The organism is Marinobacter koreensis (assembly GCF_023156285.1).
In the GTDB taxonomy this organism is placed as follows: domain Bacteria; phylum Pseudomonadota; class Gammaproteobacteria; order Pseudomonadales; family Oleiphilaceae; genus Marinobacter; species Marinobacter koreensis.
The window spans coordinates 125,630-147,298 of record NZ_JAKZAJ010000007.1; the positions used below are offsets into that span (position 1 = coordinate 125,630).

18 protein-coding genes are annotated in these 21,669 nt (G+C 59.7%); 13 read left to right on the forward strand and 5 right to left on the reverse strand.

What is annotated here, in order from left to right; genetic code table 11:
• Positions 1–139: 139 nt before the first annotated feature.
• The 4 genes from gltB (at position 140) to MLD04_RS17345 (ending at position 7,730) form a co-directional block, all read left to right on the forward strand.
• A complete protein-coding gene (gene gltB, locus MLD04_RS17330; RefSeq protein ID WP_248160661.1) occupies positions 140–4,588 on the forward strand; it encodes a glutamate synthase large subunit in 4,449 nt (1,482 codons plus the stop codon).
• Between the two features lie 83 nt (positions 4,589–4,671).
• Complete coding sequence (locus MLD04_RS17335; protein ID WP_248160708.1) at positions 4,672–6,090, forward strand: FAD-dependent oxidoreductase; 1,419 nt, start codon at positions 4,672–4,674, stop codon at positions 6,088–6,090.
• 122 nt (positions 6,091–6,212) lie between these two features.
• Positions 6,213–7,277: a uroporphyrinogen decarboxylase gene (hemE, locus tag MLD04_RS17340; protein ID WP_248160662.1), complete on the forward strand. Its 1,065-nt coding sequence runs from the start codon at positions 6,213–6,215 to the stop codon at positions 7,275–7,277.
• An 84-nt stretch (positions 7,278–7,361) separates the two neighbouring features.
• Entirely contained in the window at positions 7,362–7,730 is a 369-nt protein-coding gene (locus MLD04_RS17345) for a PilZ domain-containing protein (RefSeq protein ID WP_248160663.1), read from the forward strand.
• Positions 7,731–7,738: 8 nt separating this feature from the next.
• Here MLD04_RS17345 and radA read toward each other — a convergent pair whose 3' ends face one another.
• Both radA and ettA read right to left on the reverse strand, forming a co-directional pair.
• The gene (radA, locus tag MLD04_RS17350) at positions 7,739–9,115 is read right to left on the reverse strand and encodes a DNA repair protein RadA (RefSeq protein ID WP_248160664.1); all 1,377 of its coding nucleotides are present in this window, start codon (positions 9,113–9,115) and stop codon (positions 7,739–7,741) included.
• A 70-nt stretch (positions 9,116–9,185) separates the two neighbouring features.
• Positions 9,186–10,847, reverse strand: a complete 1,662-nt coding sequence (gene ettA, locus MLD04_RS17355) for an energy-dependent translational throttle protein EttA (RefSeq protein WP_248160665.1) — start codon at positions 10,845–10,847, stop codon at positions 9,186–9,188.
• A gap of 264 nt (positions 10,848–11,111) precedes the next feature.
• Here ettA and glyA point away from each other — a divergent pair, with 264 nt between their 5' ends.
• The 8 genes from glyA (at position 11,112) to MLD04_RS17395 (ending at position 17,725) form a co-directional block, all read left to right on the forward strand.
• Positions 11,112–12,365, forward strand: coding sequence for a serine hydroxymethyltransferase (gene glyA / locus MLD04_RS17360; RefSeq protein WP_248160666.1), 1,254 nt, complete (start codon positions 11,112–11,114; stop codon positions 12,363–12,365).
• 69 nt (positions 12,366–12,434) lie between these two features.
• Entirely contained in the window at positions 12,435–12,953 is a 519-nt protein-coding gene (gene nrdR / locus MLD04_RS17365; RefSeq protein ID WP_008940782.1) for a transcriptional regulator NrdR, read from the forward strand.
• Positions 12,950–14,065, forward strand: coding sequence for a bifunctional diaminohydroxyphosphoribosylaminopyrimidine deaminase/5-amino-6-(5-phosphoribosylamino)uracil reductase RibD (ribD, locus tag MLD04_RS17370; protein WP_248160667.1), 1,116 nt, complete (start codon positions 12,950–12,952; stop codon positions 14,063–14,065). The genes nrdR and ribD overlap by 4 nt, the downstream gene beginning before the upstream one ends.
• Before the next feature lie 62 nt (positions 14,066–14,127).
• Positions 14,128–15,243, forward strand: a complete 1,116-nt coding sequence (ribBA, locus tag MLD04_RS17375) for a bifunctional 3,4-dihydroxy-2-butanone-4-phosphate synthase/GTP cyclohydrolase II (RefSeq protein ID WP_008940784.1) — start codon at positions 14,128–14,130, stop codon at positions 15,241–15,243.
• Positions 15,244–15,288: 45 nt separating this feature from the next.
• Complete coding sequence (gene ribH, locus MLD04_RS17380; protein WP_248160668.1) at positions 15,289–15,765, forward strand: 6,7-dimethyl-8-ribityllumazine synthase; 477 nt, start codon at positions 15,289–15,291, stop codon at positions 15,763–15,765.
• Complete coding sequence (gene nusB, locus MLD04_RS17385; protein WP_248160709.1) at positions 15,765–16,241, forward strand: transcription antitermination factor NusB; 477 nt, start codon at positions 15,765–15,767, stop codon at positions 16,239–16,241. The genes ribH and nusB overlap by 1 nt, the downstream gene beginning before the upstream one ends.
• Before the next feature lie 3 nt (positions 16,242–16,244).
• Positions 16,245–17,201, forward strand: a complete 957-nt coding sequence (thiL, locus tag MLD04_RS17390; RefSeq protein ID WP_248160669.1) for a thiamine-phosphate kinase — start codon at positions 16,245–16,247, stop codon at positions 17,199–17,201.
• Positions 17,198–17,725 carry a phosphatidylglycerophosphatase A family protein gene (locus tag MLD04_RS17395; protein ID WP_248160670.1) on the forward strand — a complete coding sequence of 176 codons (528 nt, stop codon included), beginning with the start codon at positions 17,198–17,200 and terminating at the stop codon, positions 17,723–17,725. The genes thiL and MLD04_RS17395 overlap by 4 nt, the downstream gene beginning before the upstream one ends.
• Positions 17,726–17,743: 18 nt before the next feature.
• On the opposite strand, the gene MLD04_RS17400 is transcribed toward MLD04_RS17395, so the two are convergent.
• Entirely contained in the window at positions 17,744–17,947 is a 204-nt protein-coding gene (locus MLD04_RS17400; RefSeq protein WP_008940789.1) for a DUF6316 family protein, read from the reverse strand.
• Between the two features lie 256 nt (positions 17,948–18,203).
• Here MLD04_RS17400 and MLD04_RS17405 point away from each other — a divergent pair, with 256 nt between their 5' ends.
• Positions 18,204–18,854, forward strand: a complete 651-nt coding sequence (locus tag MLD04_RS17405; RefSeq protein ID WP_248160671.1) for a DUF2057 family protein — start codon at positions 18,204–18,206, stop codon at positions 18,852–18,854.
• A 28-nt stretch (positions 18,855–18,882) separates the two neighbouring features.
• On the opposite strand, the gene MLD04_RS17410 is transcribed toward MLD04_RS17405, so the two are convergent.
• A complete protein-coding gene (locus tag MLD04_RS17410; protein WP_248160711.1) occupies positions 18,883–20,415 on the reverse strand; it encodes a WS/DGAT/MGAT family O-acyltransferase in 1,533 nt (510 codons plus the stop codon).
• Between the two features lie 114 nt (positions 20,416–20,529).
• The gene (locus tag MLD04_RS17415; protein WP_248160672.1) at positions 20,530–21,441 is read right to left on the reverse strand and encodes a LysR substrate-binding domain-containing protein; all 912 of its coding nucleotides are present in this window, start codon (positions 21,439–21,441) and stop codon (positions 20,530–20,532) included.
• Positions 21,442–21,669: the final 228 nt, after the last annotated feature.

Consider the following 21,669-nt stretch of genomic DNA (forward strand, 5'->3'; position numbering starts at 1 on the left):
ATAATTCAACTCTGATTTGAGTACGTATTTCTACGTGTGTAAAATGGCCAGCCCCCATTTTCAGTGTCAGAGGGTGCCCTTCAGGCTGCTTTATTGCTAACCCTCTGATTGAAAAGCATTTCTACGCGAGAGAACGCTTATGATGACAGGTTTGTATCATCCCGAAGAATTCAGGGACAACTGCGGATTTGGTCTGATCGCCCACATGAAGGGCGAGGCCAGCCACAAGTTGTTGCAAACTGCCATCGAGTCCCTGACCTGCATGACCCACCGAGGTGGTATCGCTGCAGACGGCAAGACCGGCGATGGCTGTGGCCTTCTGATTCAGAGCCCGGATGCGTTCCTGAAAAAGGCAGCCAAGACGGCCTTCGGCCGTGAACCTGGCGACCTGTTCGCTGTCGGTCAGGTTTTCTTGAGCCCGGACGATAACAAGGCAGCGGCCGGACGTGCGGCCGTCGAAAAGCGCCTGACAGAGCAAGGCCTGGAAATCATGGGCTGGCGTGAAGTCCCGGTTGACGACAGTTGCCTGGGGCCCATGGCCCTGGACTGCCTGCCGCGCATTGAGCAGGTTTTCGTTGTGCCAGCAGGCAAGTCGGAGAAAGAATTCGGAATCAGTCTGTTCGTTGGCCGTCGGCATGCCGAACGCGACATGGAAGAAGACTCGGAATTCTACATTTGCAGCCTTTCGCACCGGACTCTTGCCTACAAGGGCCTGATGATGCCGGCGGATCTGGCCAACTTCTATAAGGATCTGGGCGATCCGGATCTCCAGACGGCCATTTGTGTGTTCCACCAGCGATTTTCCACCAACACCATGCCCAAATGGCCGCTGGCACAGCCTTTCCGTTACCTTGCCCACAACGGCGAGATCAATACCATTGACGGCAACCGGAACTGGGCCATTGCCCGGGCGGCAAAGTTCAGCTCGCCGGATCTGCCGGATCTTCAGACACTGCAGCCGCTGGTAAACCTGACGGGATCAGATTCTTCCAGCATGGACAACATGCTGGAGGTCCTTCTTGCCGGTGGGGTGGATCTGTTCCGTGCGGTTCGCATGATGATTCCGCCCGCATGGCAGAACGTCGATACCATGGATTCCGAGCTTCGCGCCTTCTACGAGTACAACTCCATGCACATGGAGCCGTGGGATGGGCCAGCGGGCCTGGTCATGTCGGATGGTCGCTACGCCGTCTGCATGCTCGACCGCAACGGCCTGCGTCCTGCCCGGTGGGTCATCACGAAGGATGACTTCATCACTCTGGCTTCCGAGATCGGCACCTACGGTTATCAGCCTGACGACGTTGTCGCCAAGGGCCGGGTCGGTCCGGGACAGATCCTCGCGATTGACACGGAATCCGGCGAAGTCCTGCATACCAGCGATGTGGATCAGCGTCTCAAGACGGCGCAGCCCTACAAGCGGTGGCTGAGAGAAAACGCCCTGCGTGTGGAAACCACGCTGAATCAGGACACACCTGAATTCAAATTAATGTCTGGTGATGAGCTTCTCGTTCACCAGAAGATGTTCAATGTGTCTTTTGAAGAGCGGGACCAGGTCCTCCGGCCTCTGGCGGAGAACGGTCAGGAGGCGGTTGGCTCGATGGGTGATGATACGCCCATGGCCGTATTGTCCAGCAAGGTGCGGCACGTTGCTGAATACTTCCGTCAGAAATTTGCCCAGGTAACCAACCCGCCGATCGACCCCTTGAGGGAGTCGATCGTCATGTCGCTGGAAACCTGTATCGGCGCCGAGCGCAATGTGTTCGAGGAAACCGCGGAACACGCGGATCGGATCATCCTGACTACGCCTGTCCTGTCGCCGGCGAAGTTCCTCAAGATCTCCAACAACACCCGTCCGGGATTCGAGGTTGCGCGAATCTCCATGAGCTATCGCCCGGAGCAGGGGCTGGAGCAGGCGATCAGGAATGTCTGTGACCGGGCCGAGCAGGCCGTGCGGGATGGCAAGGTCATCCTGATTCTCACCGACAAGGATCTCAGTGAGGGAGAGCTGCCGGTCAACGCCCTGATGGCGACCGGTGCGGTTCACCATCACCTGGTCAAGCAGGGGCTGCGGTGCGATTCGAACCTTGTGGTCGAGACCGGCTGGGCGCGGGATCCGCATCACTTTGCCGTGCTGTTCGGGTTTGGCGCGACCGCCGTTTACCCTTATCTTGCCTATCAGATCCTCAATGATCTGATCCGCACCGGTGAGGTCCTGATTGATCCGATCGACGCCAAGAACAACTACCGGAAAGGTATCAACAAAGGTCTGTTGAAGATCCTGTCCAAAATGGGCATTTCCACCATCACCTCTTACCGGGGCGCCCAGCTTTTTGAGGCGATCGGTCTGGCAGACGATGTGGTCGACCTGTGCTTCAAGGGCGTTCCCAGCCGCATCCAGGGTGCCGGGTTCATTGACTTCCAGGAAGACCAGGAAAAGCTGGCGAGCGTCGCGTGGAAAGCTCGCAAGCCTATTTCCCAGGGTGGCCTGTTGAAGTATGTCCACGGTCAGGAGTACCACGCCTTCAACCCGGATGTCGTCGGTAAACTCCAGGAAGCCGTGACCAGTGGTGACTATGGGCAATACAGGGAATATGCCGGGCTGGTGAACGAGCGCCCGGTAGCGACGCTTCGCGACCTTCTGACCTTCCGTAAGGATCTGAAGTCGATTGATGTCTCGGAAGTCGAGCCGGTGGAGAACATATTCCCGCGTTTCGATTCCGCCGCCATGTCCCTGGGGGCGCTTTCTCCGGAGGCACACGAGGCGCTGGCGGTTGCCATGAATACCCTTGGCGGTCGCTCCAACTCTGGTGAAGGCGGTGAGGATCCGGCGCGTTACGGCACCGAGAAACGTTCCAAGATCAAGCAGGTGGCCTCAGGACGCTTCGGCGTGACGGCAGAGTACCTGCGCAGTGCGGACGTCATGCAGATCAAGGTTGCCCAGGGTGCCAAGCCGGGCGAGGGTGGCCAGCTGCCGGGTGGCAAGGTCAATGAGCTGATCGCGCGTCTGCGGTATTCCGTGCCGGGCGTGACGCTGATTTCTCCGCCGCCGCACCATGATATCTACTCCATCGAGGATCTGGCGCAGCTGATCTTTGACCTCAAACAGGTCAACCCGAAGGCACTGGTCTCGGTCAAGCTGGTGTCCGAGCCCGGCGTGGGTACGATCGCCGCCGGTGTTGCCAAGGCCTATGCCGATCTGATTACCGTCTCCGGTTACGATGGCGGTACCGCGGCCAGTCCGCTGACGTCGATCCGTTACGCAGGCTCCCCCTGGGAGCTGGGTCTGACCGAGACCCAGCAGGCGCTGCGGGCGAACGATCTTCGTGGCAAGATCCGGCTGCAGACAGACGGTGGGATCAAGACCGGCCTCGATGTGGTCAAGGGTGCCATTCTCGGCGCGGAAAGTTTCGGGTTCGGGACCACACCTATGGTTGCGCTGGGGTGCAAATACCTGCGTATCTGCCACCTGAACAACTGTGCGACCGGCGTAGCCACCCAGAATGACCATCTGCGGGAAGAGCATTTCAAGGGTACCGTTGAGATGGCCATGAACTTCTTCCGTTTCGTGGCGGAAGAAACCCGTGAGTGGATGGCGAAGCTGGGTGTGCGCAGCCTGGAGGAACTGGTCGGTCGCGTAGATTTGCTTGAGCGCCTTCCCGGTGATACCGAACGTCAGAAGAAGCTGGATCTGACACGCCTGCTGCAGAACGACAGCATTCCGGCGGACAAGCCCCAGACCTGCCAGGTAGAGCGCAACCATCCGTTCGACCGCGGCACCCTGGCGGAGCAAATGGTCAAGGACATCGCATCGGCAATCGACAACAAGTCCGGCGGTGCCTGGTCTTACCGGGTAACCAACTGTGACCGCTCCATCGGTGCGAGACTGTCGGGTGAAATCGCCGAGAAGCATGGCAACCAGGGGATGGTCGATGCGCCTATCACCCTGGATCTGACCGGAACGGCCGGCCAGAGCTTCGGGGTCTGGAACGTCGGTGGTCTGAACCTGATCCTCGAGGGTGATGCCAACGATTACGTGGGCAAGGGGATGACCGGTGGCAAGCTGGTGATCAAGCCGCCACGTGGTAGTGAGTTCAAGACCCAGGAAACCTCGATCATGGGTAACACGTGTCTGTACGGCGCCACCGGCGGCAAGCTGTTTGCCGCGGGAACAGCCGGAGAGCGTTTTGCCGTTCGCAACTCCGGTGCGTCCGCCGTCGTGGAAGGTGCCGGTGATCACTGCTGTGAGTACATGACCGGGGGCCTGGTGACGGTTCTGGGCAATACCGGACACAACTTCGGCGCCGGTATGACCGGTGGTTTTGCCTACGTACTGGACCAACACAACACGTTCGTGGACAAGTACAACCATGAACTGGTGGAAATCCAGCGTATCTCCAGCGAGGACATGGAGTCTTACCGAAACCACCTGCGCGGCGTGATCCGCGAGCATATCGCGGAAACCGGTAGTGAGTGGGCAGAGCACATTCTTGAGAATTTCGACGATTACATCGGCCGTTTCTGGCTGGTGAAACCCAAGGCCGCCAGCTTGCGCAGTCTGCTGGCCAGCACCCGCGCGCGTCCGGAATAAGCGTCGGGCCGGAATGGGTTCGGGAAGCGACGTCTGAACAGCTCGCTTCTCCGTGTCGAAATTGAGCTGATGAGAGCACCATGATGAAAGAACGACTGAATAACGACTTCCAGTTTGTTGAAGTTGGGCGGGTCGACCCGAAGAAGGTACCGGCCAGGAAACGGAAGAAAGAGTTTGGTGAAATCTACCAACCCTTCACCGCCGATGCCGCCGGTTCCCAGGCCCATCGCTGCCTGGCTTGCGGCAATCCCTATTGTGAGTGGAAGTGTCCGGTACACAATTACATTCCGAACTGGCTGAAGCTGGTATCGGAAGGCAACATCATGAAAGCGGTGGAGTTGTGTCACCAGACTAACTCCCTGCCCGAGGTCTGTGGCCGTGTTTGCCCCCAGGATCGGCTCTGTGAAGGTGCCTGTACCCTGAACGACGGCTATGGCGCCGTAACCATCGGTTCGGTGGAAAAATACATCACCGATACCGCCTTTGCTCTGGGTTGGAAGCCTGATATGTCCCAGGTGACTTGGACGGATAAGAAGGTCGCAGTGATCGGTGCCGGGCCTGCCGGTCTGGGATGCGCCGACATCCTGGTGCGCAACGGCGTCAAGCCGGTTGTGTTCGACCGCTATCCCGAGATTGGCGGCCTGCTCACCTTCGGTATCCCGGAGTTCAAGCTGGAGAAGAGCGTGATGAGCCGCCGTCGCCAGGTCTTCGAGGAGATGGGCGTTGAATTTCGTCTGGAAACCGAAGTGGGCAAGGATGTGATGCTCCAGGACATCATCGATGAGTTTGATGCCGTGTTCATGGGCATGGGGACCTACACCTACATGAAGGGTGGCTTCCCGGGCGAAAACCTTCCGGGCGTCTACGATGCTCTGCCGTTCCTGGTGTCCAACGTCAATCGCCGCCTGGGCTTTGAAAAGGATGCCGACGACTTTATCGATATGAAAGGTCAGCGTGTCGTGGTACTCGGCGGTGGCGATACCGCTATGGACTGTAACCGTACCTCGATCCGACAGCAGGCGGAGAGTGTGACCTGTGCCTATCGCCGGGATGAAGCGAACATGCCGGGTTCCCGCCGTGAAGTCGCCAATGCCAAAGAAGAGGGTGTGAAGTTCCTGTTCAACCGTCAGCCTATCGCCATCATTGGCGAAGACCGCGTCGAGGGCGTCAAGGTGGTCCAGACCCAGCTGGGCGAGCCGGACGAGAACGGTCGCCGTCGTCCCGAGGTGGTTCCCGGCAGCGAAGAGGTGATTCCCGCCGATGCCGTGCTGGTGGCCTTTGGTTTCCGCCCCAGCCCCGCGGACTGGTTCGATGAGCTGAGTGTCAGCACCGACGATTCGGGCCGGGTTCACGCGCCGGAGGAATCGGAGTATGCCTTCCAGACCAGCAACCCCAAGATTTTTGCCGGTGGTGACATGGTCCGTGGCTCCGATCTGGTCGTAACGGCCATCTGGGAGGGTCGCCAGGCTGCCGAGGGTATCCTCGACTACCTGGACGTCTGATGTCCGGTTGATACGGATCAGAAGGGCGGCTTTCTAGGTGGAAGCCGCCCTTTTTTATTCCGTTGATCCGGGTATCATTGCCGCCATCGAATTCTCTATCAGACCTGAAGGCCGGACTTGCTATGACAGAGCTGAAAAACGACCGATTCCTGCGTGCCCTGATGCGTCAACCCGTCGATCGCACACCGGTATGGATGATGCGCCAGGCTGGCCGCTATCTGCCGGAATACCGGGCGACACGTGCCAAGGCCGGGGATTTTCTCAGCCTGTGCAAAAATACGGAACTGGCCTGTGAGGTCACGCTGCAGCCGCTGGAGCGTTTTCCCCTTGATGCCGCCATCTTGTTCTCGGATATCCTGACGATTCCGGATGCGCTCGGTCTGGGGTTGTATTTTGAAACCGGCGAAGGCCCGAAGTTCCGGCATACGATCCGCTCTGAGGCGGATGTCGCTGCGCTGCCGAAGCTCAAGGCGGAAGCCGATCTGGATTATGTGATGAACGCCGTATCGACCATCCGCGATGCGCTGGGTGGTCGGGTACCCCTGATCGGTTTCTCGGGCAGCCCCTGGACACTCGCGACCTACATGATCGAAGGGGGCTCATCGAAGGATTTCCGGGAAGCCAAAAAGCTGATGTACGGCCAGCCAGAGGTCATGCATCGTCTCCTGGACCACCTCGCGGACGCGGTTGTCGACTATCTCAACGGTCAGATTCGCGCCGGCGCACAGGCTGTGCAGATTTTTGATACCTGGGGCGGCGTACTCAGCAGCTGGGCGTACGAAGAGTTTTCGCTCCGCTACATGACCAAGATCGTGGATGGCCTGATCCGTGAACGGGACGGACGCCGCATTCCGGTCATCCTGTTCACCAAGAACGGTGGTCAGTGGCTGGAATCGATTGCCGATTCCGGGTGCGATGCGGTTGGTCTCGACTGGACCACGGACATTGGCAATGCCCGGGCCAGGATCGGGGATCGGGTGGCCCTGCAGGGCAATATGGATCCGGCGATGCTGTATGCGCCGCCGGCGCGGATCCGCCAGGAGGTTGCCGATATTTTGCGCCGCTTTGGAAGCGGGACCGGGCACATATTCAACCTGGGGCATGGTATTACGCCGGATGTGGACCCTGAGCACGCCAAAGCGTTCATCGAAGCGGTTGTCGAGCTCAGTCCCGAGTACCACCGGTAGGCGCCCCTGCGCACTGCCACTGGCCGAGTTGGCCGGTCCCCGCTATAGTCACAGTGAGTCGGACCGGTCAGCAGGAGTTACCTTTTGTCATCACAAGCGCCAGAGAAACGCCGTTTTCACCGAATCGAATTCGATGCGCCCTGCGAACTGCATTGTCGGGACAATGTCTGGACTACCGAGGTACTGGATATTTCCCTGAAGGGGGTTCTGGTCAGGCGTCCCGATCATTGGACAGCATCGCTGAATGATCCGTGTGAGGTGGTGATCCACCTGGATGATCAGATGACGGCGATTGTCATGGCCGTGGAATTGAAGCACGTGGAAACGCACCGGCTTGGCTTCAAATGCCAGTATATCGACCTGGAGAGCGTCACCCACCTCAAGCGGCTGGTGGAGCTCAACCTCGGCGACCAGGCCTTGCTTGAGCGCGAGTTCGCTCACCTGATCGACTGACCACCAGTCTAGAGATCTTCCAGCGCCGTCAGGGCATCGCTGAGCTTGTTGACCGGAATAATCGTCATGCCCTCCACTGGTTTGCGTGGCACGTTGGCTTTCGGTACCAGGGCGCGGGTAAACCCATGCTTGGCCGCCTCGTAGATGCGTTCCTGGCCGCTGGGTACCGGCCGGATTTCTCCGGAAAGTCCCACCTCCCCGAAGATCACCAGGTCCTGTGGCAGGGCACGATCCCGAAATGACGAGACAATGGCTGCCAGCAGGGCCAGATCGGCACTGGTCTCGTTCACTTTGACGCCGCCCACCACATTCACAAAGACATCCTGATCTGACACGTGCAGGCCGCCATGGCGGTGAAGTACAGCCAGTAACATCGCCAGGCGATTCTGGTCCAGGCCCACCGCCACTCGCCGCGGATAGCCGCCCTGGGCCATATCCACCAGCGCCTGGATCTCGACCAGCATGGGGCGGGTTCCTTCCCAGACCACCATCACCACGCTTCCCGGTGCAGCATCCTCGCCACGGTTGAGAAAAATTGCGCTGGGGTTCTTCACTTCTTTCAGGCCCTGTTCGAGCATTGCGAATACGCCCAGTTCGTTGACAGCACCAAAGCGGTTCTTGATGCCCCGGAGAGTGCGGTATCGGCTGTCACTGGAGCCTTCCAGCAGAATGGAGCAGTCGATCATGTGCTCCAGCACCTTGGGGCCCGCCAGGCTGCCGTCCTTGGTCACATGCCCGACCAGGAACAGAATGGTCCCGGTCTGCTTGGCAAAACGGGTCAGGAAGGCGGCGCTCTCGCGAACCTGAGAGACGCTGCCAGGGGCGGATTCAATGTCGGCTACATGCATGACCTGGATACTGTCCACCACCAGAATTCGGGGCTTTTCTGCTTCAGCGACCTGGAGAATGCGCTCCACGCTGGTTTCCGACAGCATGTTCAGATCGCCCGTTGGCAGGCCAAGGCGTTTCGCGCGCATGGCAACCTGCTGGAGTGACTCCTCGCCGGTCACGTACAGGGCCGGTACGCTGGCCGCCAGGTGGCAGACCGCTTGCAGAAGCAGGGTGCTCTTGCCTGCGCCCGGATGGCCACCCATCAGAACGGCGGAGCCCTCCACCAGGCCTCCGCCCAGTACCCGGTCAAATTCCTGCATGCCGGTGCCGATGCGGGGCTGTTCGGCGAGGCTGACCGAATCCAGGCTCTGGACCTCGGAGAGGCTCCCCGCGAAGCCTTCGAACCTTGCGCCCCTGGCCCCTTTGGCCGAAGATCCGGCGCCACGGACTTCCGTGATGGTATTCCAGGCCTGGCAGGCGGAGCATTGCCCCTGCCATTTCGAGTAGTCCGCCCCGCATTCGGTGCAGACAAAGGCGGTCTTCGCTTTGGCCATAATCCGTCAGATCTTCTGTTGTGCAGTGAGGGGCGGGAGAAGGGCAGCTCATGCAGAGCTGCCCTTCTGCTTACGCGAGTTTCTTGTATTTCATCCGTTTGGGCTGCATGGCGGAATCGCCCTTGCGCTTCTTGAAGTCTTCGTCGTATTCGCTGAAGTTGCCTTCGAAGTAGACCACGTCCCCGTCATCCTCAAACGCCAGAATGTGGGTCGCGACCCGGTCCAGGAACCAGCGGTCGTGCGAGATGACCAGCGCGGAGCCCGGGAAGTTAAGAAGGGCTTCTTCCAGGGCCCGGAGGGTTTCCACGTCGAGGTCGTTGGTCGGCTCATCCAGCAGCAGTACGTTGCCACCTTCCTTCAGCAGCTTCGCAAGATGAAGCCGGTTGCGTTCGCCGCCGGACAGGTCGCCCACACGCTTCTGCTGATCCGTGCCTTTGAAGTTGAACCGGCCGACGTAAGCGCGGGACGGGGTTTCGTAGTTGCCGACCTTGATGATGTCCTGGCCGTCTGACAGTTCCTCCCAGACCGTCTTGTCACCATCGAGATCGCGCATCTGATCCACATAGGCCAGCTCAACGGTTTCACCCACGGTAATGGTCCCGGAGTCGGGCTGGTCCTTGCCGGCGATCATGCGGAACAGGGTGGATTTACCGGCCCCGTTACCACCGATGATGCCCACAATGGCGCCCGGCGGAACGCTGAAGGATACGTCTTCGTAGAGCAGCCGGTCTTCGAAGGACTTGCTGATACCGTCCACCTCGATCACCTTGTTGCCCAGGCGTGGTCCGGGTGGGATATACAGCTCGTTGGTTTCGTTACGCTTCTGGAATTCCTGGGAGCTCATCTCCTCGAAACGGGCGAGACGGGCCTTGCTCTTGGACTGGCGCCCCTTGGCGTTGCTGCGAACCCATTCGAGTTCCTGCTTGATGGCCTTCTGGTGAGAGGCTTCCTGCTTGGCCTCCATTTCCAGGCGCTTCTCCTTGGCTTCCAGCCACTGGCTGTAGTTGCCTTCGAACGGGATGCCGTGGCCGCGGTCCAGTTCCAGGATCCAGCCAGCCACGTTGTCCAGGAAATAACGGTCGTGGGTGATGGCGACCACGGTGCCTTCGTAGTCGTGCAGGAAGCGTTCGAGCCAGGCCACGGATTCGGCGTCCAGGTGGTTGGTGGGCTCGTCCAGCAGCAGCATGTCCGGACCCGACAGCAGAAGACGGCACAGGGCCACACGGCGGCGCTCACCACCGGACAGTACGTTCACTTTCTGGTCCCAGGGTGGCAGGCGCAGTGCATCGGCGGCGACTTCCATCTTTCGCTCGATATCGTGGCCGTCCGTCGCCTGGATATAGGCTTCCAGTTCGCCCTGCTTCTTGGCCAGCGCGTCAAAGTCTGCATCCGGCTCGGCATAGGCGGCATAGACCTGGTCGAGTTCCGCCAGTGCGTCGTGAACGCCGGAAACCGCCTCGTCGACGATTTCCTTGACGGTCTTGGTCTCGTCCAGTTCCGGCTCCTGTGGCAGGTAGCCGACATTGATGCCCGGCTGGGGGCGGGCTTCGCCGATGTAATCCTGGTCTACGCCCGCCATAATACGGAGCAGGGTGGACTTACCTGCGCCATTCAGGCCGAGTACGCCGATCTTGGCGCCGGGGAAAAAGCTCAGGGAAATGTCTTTCAGAATCTCCCGCTTGGGCGGAACCACCTTGCCCACGCGGTTCATGGTATATACGTATTGGGCCATGTCGGATAGACCTCGTATGAAAACAGGTTCGTGAATGCGGAATCTGGCTCAGTCGTTTTGATCGGGTAAGGTATCGAAACAAGGGGGCGATAGCAATTGAGTGCCATCCTCAGATCGCGGTGTGACGGTATCTGCGGACCGTTTAAAGGATGATTTTTCACCCGATTTCGAGATAGAATAGCGGCCCAATTTTTCAGGGTCTTCGGAGCGGGCGCATTGTTCGGGTGCTCCGGAGCCAGCCAAGCACACAGAGGCAGCACATCCATGTTTAATCGTGATATGAAAATCGCCGGCTACGACGACGAACTCTGGACCGCCATGGAAGCGGAGCGGAACCGTCAGGAAGTCCATATCGAGCTGATCGCTTCCGAGAACTATACCAGCCCGCGGGTCATGGAAGCGCAGGGCAGTGTGCTGACCAACAAGTACGCCGAAGGTTATCCCGGCAAGCGTTATTACGGTGGTTGTGAATTCGTCGACAAGGCGGAAACCCTGGCGATTGATCGCGCAAAAGAACTGTTCGGAGCCGCCTACGCCAACGTGCAGCCGCACTCGGGCTCACAGGCTAACTCCGCGGTATTCATGGCGCTGCTCAAGCCGGGCGATACCGTGCTTGGTATGAGCCTGGCCCACGGCGGCCACCTGACTCATGGTGCCAGCGTCAATTTTTCCGGCAAGATCTATCACGCCGTCCAGTATGGCCTGAACCCGGAAACCGGTCTCATCGACTACGACGAAGTGGAGTCCCTGGCCCTTGAGCACAAGCCGAAGATGATCATCGCCGGCTTCTCGGCCTATTCCCAGGAGCTGGATTTTGCCCGTTTCCGCGAGATTGCCGACAAGGTGGGTGCGTACCTGTTCGTCGATATGGCTCACGTGGCGGGCCTGGTTGCGGCCGGTGTTTACCCGGATCCGGTGCCTCATGCCCACGTGGTGGCAACTACCACACACAAGACCCTGCGCGGTCCTCGCGGCGGCCTGATCCTGGCCTGTGACGACGCGGACCTGCAGAAGAAACTGAACTCGGCGGTCTTCCCGGGTGGTCAGGGTGGTCCGTTGATGCATGTCATTGCTGCCAAGGCGGTCTGCTTCAAGGAAGCCATGAGCGATGAGTTCAAGGCCTACCAGCAGCAGGTGATCAAGAATGCCGCAGCCATGGCTGAGGTATTTGTCGATCGCGGCTACGACGTGGTTTCCGGTGGCACCAAGAACCATCTTTTCCTGGTCAGCCTGATCAAACAGGATATTACCGGTAAGGACGCGGATGCGGCTCTGGGGCGCGCCCATATCACCGTCAACAAGAACGCCGTTCCGAACGACCCGCGTTCACCGTTCGTGACCTCCGGTCTGCGGATCGGTACGCCGGCGGTCACCACGCGGGGTTTCGGCGAAGCCGAGTGTCGCGATCTGGCTGGCTGGATGTGTGACATCCTCGACAATCTTGATGACGAGGCGGTCAACAGCCGCGTGCGCGAGCAGGTCGAAAGCCTGTGTGCCCGCTTCCCCGTCTACGGCTGAATATCAGGCAACAGACCCTGCCGGGCCGGTGAATAACGCCGGCCCGGTGCCTTTCCGGAGTCTCCGATTATGCACTGTCCTTTCTGTGGTGAAGCCGATACCAAAGTGATCGATTCACGGCTGGTCGCCGAGGGTGATCAGGTCCGTCGCCGCAGGGAGTGTCTGTCCTGCCACGAGCGTTTTACGACGTTCGAGACGGCCGAACTGGTCATGCCCCGGGTCGTAAAACAGGACGGAACGCGTCAGCCCTTCGATGAGGACAAGCTCCGGGCCGGTCTGATGAAAGCGCTTGAGAAACGCCCGGTCAGCATCGAGGAAATCGATGCGGCACTGAATCGGATCAAGTACCGCCTTCGTGCCACCGGGGAGCGGGAAGTAAAGTCGATGCAGCTGGGCGAAGAGGTGATGACGGAATTACGCCAGCTGGATAAAGTGGCGTACGTGCGTTTCGCCTCTGTATATCGCAGTTTTCAGGATATCAACGAGTTCAAGGAAGAGATCGAGCGGCTTTCGGCCACCAATGGCGAAAACGCAGTCGATGTTGCCAAGGCGCTTGCCGATAACCACTCCGAGAAAGACCGGTCATGAGCGAAGCGCGGGACCGAGCGATGATGGCCAGGGCAGTGCAGCTGGCCTGGCGCGGGCGTTACTCCACGCACCCAAATCCAAGGGTGGGTTGTGTCATCGCCCGGGGTAACCGGATTGTGGGCGAGGGCTGGCACGAGCGCGCCGGAGAAGCCCACGCGGAAGTGCGGGCGTTAAGTCAGGCCGGCGCAGATGCCCGGGATGCGACAGCCTATGTCACCCTGGAGCCCTGCAGTCACTTCGGACGGACGCCCCCTTGTGCACGGGCGCTGATCGAGGCGGGCGTGGCCCATGTGTTTGCCGCGACCAAGGATCCCAATCCTTCCGTCTCCGGACGGGGGCTCGACCTCCTTCGGGAGGCCGGTATCCGCGTCACAGAGGGGCTGCTCGCGGACGAGGCGGCCCGTCTGAATCCCGGCTTCATGAAACGAATGAAAACAGGGCGTCCCTGGGTACGTCTCAAGATGGCCGCGAGCCTGGACGGGCGCACGGCCATGGCTTCCGGCGAGAGCCAGTGGATCACCGGAGCCGAGGCGCGGCGGGATGTCCAGCGCCTCAGGGCGATGAGCGATGCCATTCTGACGGGGGTTGGGACAGTGTTGGCGGACAATCCGTCGCTGACCGTTCGCCGGGAGGAACTCGGCGATATCGGAGATGCGACGGAACCGTCCCGTCAGCCCCTGAAGGTGATTGCTGACCGGGACGCCCGCACGCCGGCCGACTCGCAGATTTTGCAGGGCGGCAACGTCCAGATTTTCTGTGCCTCGTCGACACTCGCGTCCGCTCCGGCACAGGACCTGGCGGCACTCGGCATCAGTCTGACCGGGGTCGCGTGGAAAGATAACGGTGTGGATGTTGCCGAACTTCTGGATTCCCTCGGAGAACTGGGAATCAACGAATTGCTGGTGGAAGCCGGGCCGACACTGGCGGGCACGTTTATCAGCGAAGACCTTGTGGACGAATTGTGGCTGTACCAGGCGCCGGTTTTTCTGGGCAGTACCGGCCGGCCGACTGCCAAGCTGCCTCTGGAAACCATGGCGGACAAAGTGCAATGGAAAGTGCTGGATCGGCGTCAGGTGGGTGAGGACCAGCGCCTGATTCTGGCTCGCCGCTGACGTTTAAATTCACGGCCCGCACACGACCCGTCTCTGTGCCGGCCAAAAGGGTGCGATACCGTATGGCACTGAACAGTATTGAAGACATTATCGAAGATATCCGGCAGGGCAAGATGGTCATCCTCATGGATGACGAGGATCGCGAAAACGAGGGCGATCTTGTCATGGCAGCGGAACACTGCACGCCTGAGGCAATCAACTTCATGGCGCGGTTCGGTCGCGGTCTGATCTGTATGCCGATGACCCGCGACCGCTGCGAGCAGCTCGGTCTGCCTCTGATGGTTCAGCAGAATGCGTCCGGATTCGGTACCAAGTTCACCCTGTCCATCGAGGCCAGGGAGGGTGTAACCACCGGCATTTCAGCGGCGGATCGCGCCCGCACCGTTCAGGCGGCCGTTGCCCGCAATGCCACGGCATCGGACCTGGTCCAGCCTGGCCACATCTTTCCATTGATGGCGGATCCGGGCGGTGTTCTCAGTCGTGCCGGTCATACCGAAGCGTCCTGCGACCTTGCCGCGCTGGCCGGTTGTGAACCGGCGGGTGTGATCTGTGAAATCATGAATGATGACGGGTCCATGGCGCGCCGGGAGGACCTGGAGCGGTTTGCGCAGGAGCATGATCTGAAGATCGGTACAATCGCCGATCTTATTCACTACCGCACCATGAATGAGCGCACCATCGAGTGTGTGGAAGAAAACGAACTGGACACCGAATACGGCGTCTTCAATTTGCGGACCTATCGGGACAACATCCAGGGCGCAACCCATCTAGCCATGGTGATGGGGGATATTACTCCGGATGATCCCGTCTATGTGCGCGTGCACATCACAGACACCCTGCGTGACCTGCTGGGTGCGCGGCGCAAGGACTCCCGCAGCTGGCCATTGCACCATGCGCTGGAGAAGGTGGCCGAGGAAGGTCGCGGCGTGGTGGTGTTGCTGAACAGCGCCGAAGACAGCTACAACCTGGAAGACCGGATTCACGAGTTCTTCGACCAGGGTCAGGCCTCGGCGGGCAAAGGCAGCTCTGGCGTGTACTTCACGGTTGGAACCGGCTCCCAGATCCTTCGGGACATCGGCGTCTGCAAAATGCGCCTGTTGAGCCCGCCCATCAAGTTTTCCGCCATTTCGGGTTTCAACCTGGAAGTGGTGGAGTACGTACCCTATACCCCTGAATGAGAACCCCGGTCGCCCATAATCAGGCGGCCAGCGAAGGAGCCACCAATGGCAGAGATTAAAGTGATTGAAGGTGATTTTACCCAGTGCAGCGGTCGATACGCGCTTGTTGTGGGGCGGTTTAACGGTTTCGTGGTAGAGAGCCTCGTTGAAGGCGCGGTCGATACCCTGCGTCGGCATGGCATTTCCGACGATGACATTGTCATTATCCGGGTACCGGGCGCCTATGAGATGCCGCTGGCGGTCAAGCGCGTCGCAGAGACCAGCAATTACGACGCGATTATTGCTCTGGGCGCCGTTATTCGCGGTGGGACGCCACACTTCGAATATGTGGCAGGCGAAGCGTCCAGTGGCCTTGGTGCCGTCAGCCTGGAGACAGATGTTCCTGTCACCTTTGGGGTGCTGACAGTGGACTCCATTGAGCAGGCCATCGAGCGTTCCGGCACAAAGGCTGGCAACAAGGGCGCGGAAGCCGCCATCACTGCCCTGGAAATGGTCAGTTTGTTCAAGAAACTGGGTGAGTGATGACATCAACTGACGACACATCCCCGCAGCCTCCTTCCTCCGGTCAGCCCAAGGCCGGTGATCGTCGCCGGGCCCGGGTTCTGGTGATGCAGGCTCTGTATCAGCGGCATTTCAGTCGAAGCGCTGTTTCCGACATTGAAGCCGAGTTCATGGTCGATAACGACATGACCAAGGTAGATGTGCTGTACTTCCGCGACCTGCTACGCGGTATCCATCGGGAACAGGGCGAGCTTGACGCGTTGCTGGAACCGTATCTCGACCGTCCTCTCGATGAAGTGGATCCAATTGAGCTTGCGATTGTCCGTCTCGGGGCCTATGAGCTCAAGAATCGCCTGGACGTGCCCTATCGGGTCGTTATCAATGAAGGTATCGAGTTGGCGAAGCGCTTTGGCGGCACCGAGGGTCACAAGTTCGTGAACAGCATCCTCGACAAGCTCAGTGGCCGGCTGCGCCTGGCCGAGACACGTTCCCGCTAAGGAATGGGCGAGTTCGATCTGATCCGTCGTTTCTTTGCGCCCTTGTCGCAGCGTCGGGGCCACCCCGACCTGCTGCTGGCGATTGGCGATGACTGTGCGATCGAACGGGTGCCTCACGATCGAGACCTGGTGTTCTCGATCGACACCCAGATCGAAGGTGTCCATTTTCCGCATCACTATGCGCCCCGGCGGATCGCCGGGCGTGCCCTGGCGGCCGCTACCAGTGACCTGGCAGCGATGGGGGCAACCCCGGTATGTTTTACCCTGGCTCTGACGTTGCCTCAGGCTGAGTCCACCTGGCTATCGGAATTTGCCAAGGGCCTCGCGGAGACCGCCAACCGTTTCGAGCTGGCTCTTGCCGGCGGGGATACAACCCGGGGGCCGCTGTCGATTACGATTCAGGTGCACGGAACCGTGGCGAGGGACAGGGCGCTGCGTCGGTCCGGGGCCAGGCCCGGCGACATCGTGGCGGTCTCCGGTACGCTGGGGGATGCCGGCGCGGCACTGGACTATCTTGATGTCCCGTCGCCGGGTCCTTTGGAGGACGCCTTGCTGGCCCGCTATCATTATCCGGCACCCCGTCTTGAGCTGGGTCAGGCGCTGGCTGGAGTTGCGTCCAGTGCCATCGATATCTCCGATGGTCTGACGAGCGATCTGGGGCACATCCTCGAAGCGTCTGGCGTGGGCGCGTCTATCGATCTTGACCGGATTCCTCTGTCTGGTGCTCTCAAACAGCTCAAGGGCGCGAATGCCGTCCAGCTGGCGCTGCATGCAGGTGACGATTACGAGTTGTGTGTGACGATCCCCAGGCAACGCTGGCAGGATCTTCCCGGATCCGTTCGGGACCAGCTGACAGCCATCGGTTGCATAGAAGAGGGCGCCGGATTGCGCCTGAGTGATGGCAACGGTCGCGAGGATGGCGCCTCGCAGGGATACGATCACTTTGGAAAGGATCTATGAACCACGATCAGGACACCGATGAACCTGAGATCCCGCGGGCCATCCTGCCTCCGGGTTTTCTGCGCAATCCCGTTCATTTACTGGCCTTCGGGTTTGGCAGTGGCGCCGCGGCCCGCGCACCGGGAACCTGGGGAAGTCTGGCGGCTATCCCGATCTGGTACGCCTTTGCGTGGTTGCCCGGGGCGGCCTACTGGCTGGTCGTGGGACTGGCTTTCCTGGTGGGGGTCTGGCTGTGCGGCAAAACGGCTCGCGACCTGAAGGTGCATGACCACGGTGGCATTGTCTGGGATGAGTTCGTCGGGATGTGGATCGCGTTGGGGCTGTTTCCGGATCAGATCTACGGTGTTCTGATGGCGTTCGCGCTCTTTCGACTGTTTGATATCGCAAAGCCCTGGCCGATTGGCTGGCTTGACCAGCACTTGCCGGGTGGGCTGGGCATCATGGTGGATGATGTGGTGGCGGGCTTCCTTGCCCTGGCGAGTCTTTACGTCATTGATGCCTGGCTGATGCCGGTCATTGTCTGACTCATCCGGCTTTCTGGATCAGTGGACCCGTTGCTCTTCCGGTAGCAAGCGAACCACGTGCAGGAATCGCTTCAGTCCGACTTCCGCCCGCGCTTTTGAATCGAACGGGCCGCTGTCAAAGCCTTCACGCGTGGTGAAATACCATTTGCTGCCGACGCAGAAAAAGCGACTGCTGCGAAAGGGTATGGGGCCTTCTTCTCCGTACCTGCGATGGGTATCCATGGGATTCTCCTGAGCCCGATTATGGTTTTCGTTCTTGGGCGCCAAGTTCATTCAGCCGATAGGTTTAAAACTAATCCAACTGCCAACAAATTCAACATTTTTTTACATTTATTTGTGGTGAGTCGCAGAATATAGTCTACGACGCTCCGAATCCGTGGGATTGGTGTGTCTTGCGCTTGTAACGGGTGCCGGTCAGAATGCCGGGACCTCATAAGGAATGCCTACCCTTTTTTCTGTTTGTGCCAGAGGAGATGACATGAGTGACTGTCGCGTAGTTGCCATTTTCAAGTTCGCGCTCGCGTGTGTAATGGCCCTTGCCATTACCGGCTGTGCTTCGACCATGAGCAGGGTGACGACCTGGGAGGGCAATCCTGACGAGGCTGCGCAGGCTGCAACCCTGAAAGCACCGGGAGCAATTCGCGTGTTGAAGGTGAATGGCCGATCCATGACCAATTTCCTGATGGACGATATTGCACTCGACTACGCGCTGCTGCCGGGCGAGAACCAGGTGGTATTTACCTATAAGACTATCTGGGCCAAGAAGGGCGTCGTGGATAATGGGGAGTCCAAGGTACACGTGGTCGAGAGCAAGCCCCAGGTGGTGCGCTTTGAGGTGAAGCCCGATTCCGTTTATCGATTCGCATTCGAGAAACCGGCCTCCCGAACCGAAGCTCAGGCACAGATGGAAAATTTCTCCGCTGCGATTGTTTCCGATACCGGTCAGGAAGTTGCCCGTTCCCAGGTCTGGACGGAGAAGCAGGCGCAGGCGGCCAGAACGCCGGTGCCTTCTGCGACCGGAAACGCCGCTGATGCAGAATCAGGTTCAGCCCTGGACCGTCTGAAGGCCATCTGGCCGACTGCAACCGAGGAAGAGAAGCGGGCCTTCCTTCGCTGGGCGTTCGAGTAAGCTAAGCCCTACACCGATAAGGCCCTGATCAGTGCCGGAAGCGCTTCAGGGTCTTCTGCATGATTCCCTCCAGGGCTGTCAGCAGCTCGTCACCCAGCGTGTGCCCGGACGTCGCTTCGGGCAGCTCATCCGGTTCGCAGGCCGGGAGCTTCAAGGCGCATTCCTCAATACTGGCCAGACTGCTTTCCACAAGCTCGGTCAGAGAGTCACCGTTGGCGGCCACATCCGGGCAAAGGGTAAAGTTCAGGGTTAGCCGTCCCTGGTAGCTGACTGCCACAATCACCAGTCCCATGGTGTCGAACAGCGGTGCCGTGTTGTATTGGCGCACCAGTCGCGCGCCTTGCAGGTAAAGCGGTACCTGGGGCCCCGGCACGTTGGTGATTGGCAGGTTGAACACTGGCTGATAGCGCTGGGCGATCTGTAATTCGGAATACAGTCTTGCCGACAGGGCAAGCATGGTCGATGGCAGAAGCTCGGTCAGGCGATCTGCTGCAATCGCCTCCCGGTAAGGCTCAGAGGCCACGGCGTTGCGATGGATCCGGCGAATCCGCATGGCTGGATCGGGCTCATTGGTCGCCAGATCCAGCAGCATGGCAGACATCTGATTGCCGGTCGCGAGGCGCAGGCTGTTTGATCGCACCGAAATTGGCGTCATGGCCACCAGAGAGCGGTCCATATTGGTGCCCTGCGATGCCAGGTAGCGCCTCAGGGTCTCGGCGCATACCCCCAGCACCACATCGTTAAGCGTGACGTCCCCGAGTGTCGCCTTGATCGCTTTCAGACGAGACAGATCCACGGTCTTGGCAACGATCTGTCGATTCGCCGTGATTTGTCGGTTGAGAGGGCTGTTGGGCGCCGAAAAGAGCGGAAAAGGCAGTGGCAGCTTTCTCAGCTGCTTGTGAATCAGGCCCCGTGCCGTTGCCTCGGCGGCATTGACCGCCAGAGAAGTAAACTGCAGCGGTGTTCGGAGCAGGTTGGCGCCTGCCTGCAGCATCACCCGCTCCTCGGACGGTTCCGGACAGGGTTGCCAGGGCCTGGGCGCGGTAATGGGTCTGGGCTCCGGAGTATACTCCAGCAGTTTCCCCATGATTTCCTCGCCGCTGAACGCATCAATGGCAGCGTGGTGCAATTTCACAATCAGGGCAAAGGCATTTTTGCCAGACTCCCCGTCTTCATCCAGTGTGAATCCGTCGACAAAGGTAATGTGCCAGAGAGGCCGGTCCCGTTTCAGAGGCTCTTCGAGGATTCTGGAGGCCAGGGACATGAGCCCGGACTGGGTGCCTTGCTCACCCAGGCTGACGTAGGCGAGATGGCGTTCGATACTGAAATCCGGATCGTCGATCCAGTACGGCCGGCCCAGCCGGAGCGGGATTTCCTTGAGCCGCTGCCGGAAAACAGGCACCACATGCAGTCGGGAGCGGAGATAGGCGACGAAGGTGCTGAAAGCCAGAGGCTTTTCCCGTTTGCTCGCGTCGAAAAGGTAGATTCCCCCGATGTGCATGGGGCTGGTGTCCGATTCGAGGTACAGGAACGAGGCATCCAGTTCCGACAGCTGCCGCATCATTGAACTCCATTGCGCGGGATTTTCTGCAGTATATACGAACCCGGTCTGCAGCGGGTTGACCCATTTGTCACCAGGGCCGCCGTCGATGGGGCATGATGTTTTCTCGCTTTCTCAATCGCTTAGCCAGGACTGGATGGCACTATCCTGTTTCAGTCGATCCCAGAACCAGGTCAATGCCTTGCCCTGGTCCTCGGCGTGGCGGGCCAGGTGAAGAATGATGGGGGGGCGGGGTTCATGCACCGGCTTTTCGATGAGGGTGCCCTGTGCCAGGTGGTCCCGTATCCGCGACCGCGGCAGCCAGCCTACACCAAGACCGGCGGCCTGGAGGGCAATTTTCTGGTCGATGTTGGTGACCGTCAATGTCCGTTGGCGCCTGAAGATCCCCGCGTGCCCCGGGGGCAGGGATCGTGACGTGTCGGCGGCTACGGCTGCCGGATAGCGGGAGATATCGGACTCCGATAGCGGGGCCTCTGTCGCCGCCAGGGGATGGTCCGGCGATACTGCGAACACGAAGGCGATGTCCCCCAGGGCGTGGGTTGTGAACTGCCCGGCGGGTTTGCTTGACTGGTCGGCGCCGATAATCAGGTCCACCCGCCGGCTCTGGAGCGCATCCCAGGCACCTGCAAAGACTTCCTCCACCACTTGAACGTCGACCGGTACACCGAGTTCGTAAAAGTCCCGGATTGCCGGGAACAAACACTCCGCCGGTAGCAGGGAGTTAAAGCCGATCCGAAGGCGGGTTTCCCAGCCCTGGGCTACCTGTTTGGTTGTGTGGGCGAGGTTTTCCGCCGCCTCCAGCAGGGCGCGTCCCTCTTCAAGCAGATAACGTCCTGCCGGGGTCAGGGACGCCCGATGCCCGGACCGATCGTAGAGCTCGACATCCAGGTCCTCTTCTAGTTTCTGGACGGTGTAGCTGATGGCAGAGGGTACCCGGAACAGCTCAGCGGCGGCTCCGGCAAAGCTTCCCTTTCGATCGATAGCGTCAAGAACCTTAAGGGCGTCGATGGTGATGGCAGTGTGCATGTTCGAAATATCTGAGGTTGTTGGCCAGAAATGCTTGTTTGAGAGGGTAGCAGGGTCGCCGGTATTCTGCCTGTTAATTAGTTTGTCCTGGGGGAGGTGGAGTTCGGGGCAACCCTCTGCAAACACGCCGTGGACCCATCCATGGGGGCTCGGCATTGCCATCCCTGGCAATGCACGGTTTGCAGAGGGTTGCCCCGACCTCCACGCCTACCTTTGCGTAATACCCTT

Bases quoted from the DNA above. Each gene is read 5' to 3' on its own strand.
- gltB (WP_248160661.1), top strand. From the start codon at position 140: ATGATGACAGGTTTGTATCATCCCGAAGAATTCAGGGACAACTGCGGA.
- MLD04_RS17335 (WP_248160708.1), top strand. From the start codon at position 4,672: ATGAAAGAACGACTGAATAACGACTTCCAGTTTGTTGAAGTTGGGCGG.
- hemE (WP_248160662.1), top strand. From the start codon at position 6,213: ATGACAGAGCTGAAAAACGACCGATTCCTGCGTGCCCTGATGCGTCAA.
- radA (WP_248160664.1), bottom strand. From the start codon at position 9,115: ATGGCCAAAGCGAAGACCGCCTTTGTCTGCACCGAATGCGGGGCGGAC.
- ettA (WP_248160665.1), bottom strand. From the start codon at position 10,847: ATGGCCCAATACGTATATACCATGAACCGCGTGGGCAAGGTGGTTCCG.
- glyA (WP_248160666.1), top strand. From the start codon at position 11,112: ATGTTTAATCGTGATATGAAAATCGCCGGCTACGACGACGAACTCTGG.
- nrdR (WP_008940782.1), top strand. From the start codon at position 12,435: ATGCACTGTCCTTTCTGTGGTGAAGCCGATACCAAAGTGATCGATTCA.
- ribD (WP_248160667.1), top strand. From the start codon at position 12,950: ATGAGCGAAGCGCGGGACCGAGCGATGATGGCCAGGGCAGTGCAGCTG.
- ribBA (WP_008940784.1), top strand. From the start codon at position 14,128: ATGGCACTGAACAGTATTGAAGACATTATCGAAGATATCCGGCAGGGC.
- ribH (WP_248160668.1), top strand. From the start codon at position 15,289: ATGGCAGAGATTAAAGTGATTGAAGGTGATTTTACCCAGTGCAGCGGT.
- nusB (WP_248160709.1), top strand. From the start codon at position 15,765: ATGACATCAACTGACGACACATCCCCGCAGCCTCCTTCCTCCGGTCAG.
- thiL (WP_248160669.1), top strand. From the start codon at position 16,245: ATGGGCGAGTTCGATCTGATCCGTCGTTTCTTTGCGCCCTTGTCGCAG.
- MLD04_RS17395 (WP_248160670.1), top strand. From the start codon at position 17,198: ATGAACCACGATCAGGACACCGATGAACCTGAGATCCCGCGGGCCATC.
- MLD04_RS17400 (WP_008940789.1), bottom strand. From the start codon at position 17,947: ATGGATACCCATCGCAGGTACGGAGAAGAAGGCCCCATACCCTTTCGC.
- MLD04_RS17405 (WP_248160671.1), top strand. From the start codon at position 18,204: ATGAGTGACTGTCGCGTAGTTGCCATTTTCAAGTTCGCGCTCGCGTGT.
- MLD04_RS17410 (WP_248160711.1), bottom strand. From the start codon at position 20,415: ATGCGGCAGCTGTCGGAACTGGATGCCTCGTTCCTGTACCTCGAATCG.
- MLD04_RS17415 (WP_248160672.1), bottom strand. From the start codon at position 21,441: ATGCACACTGCCATCACCATCGACGCCCTTAAGGTTCTTGACGCTATC.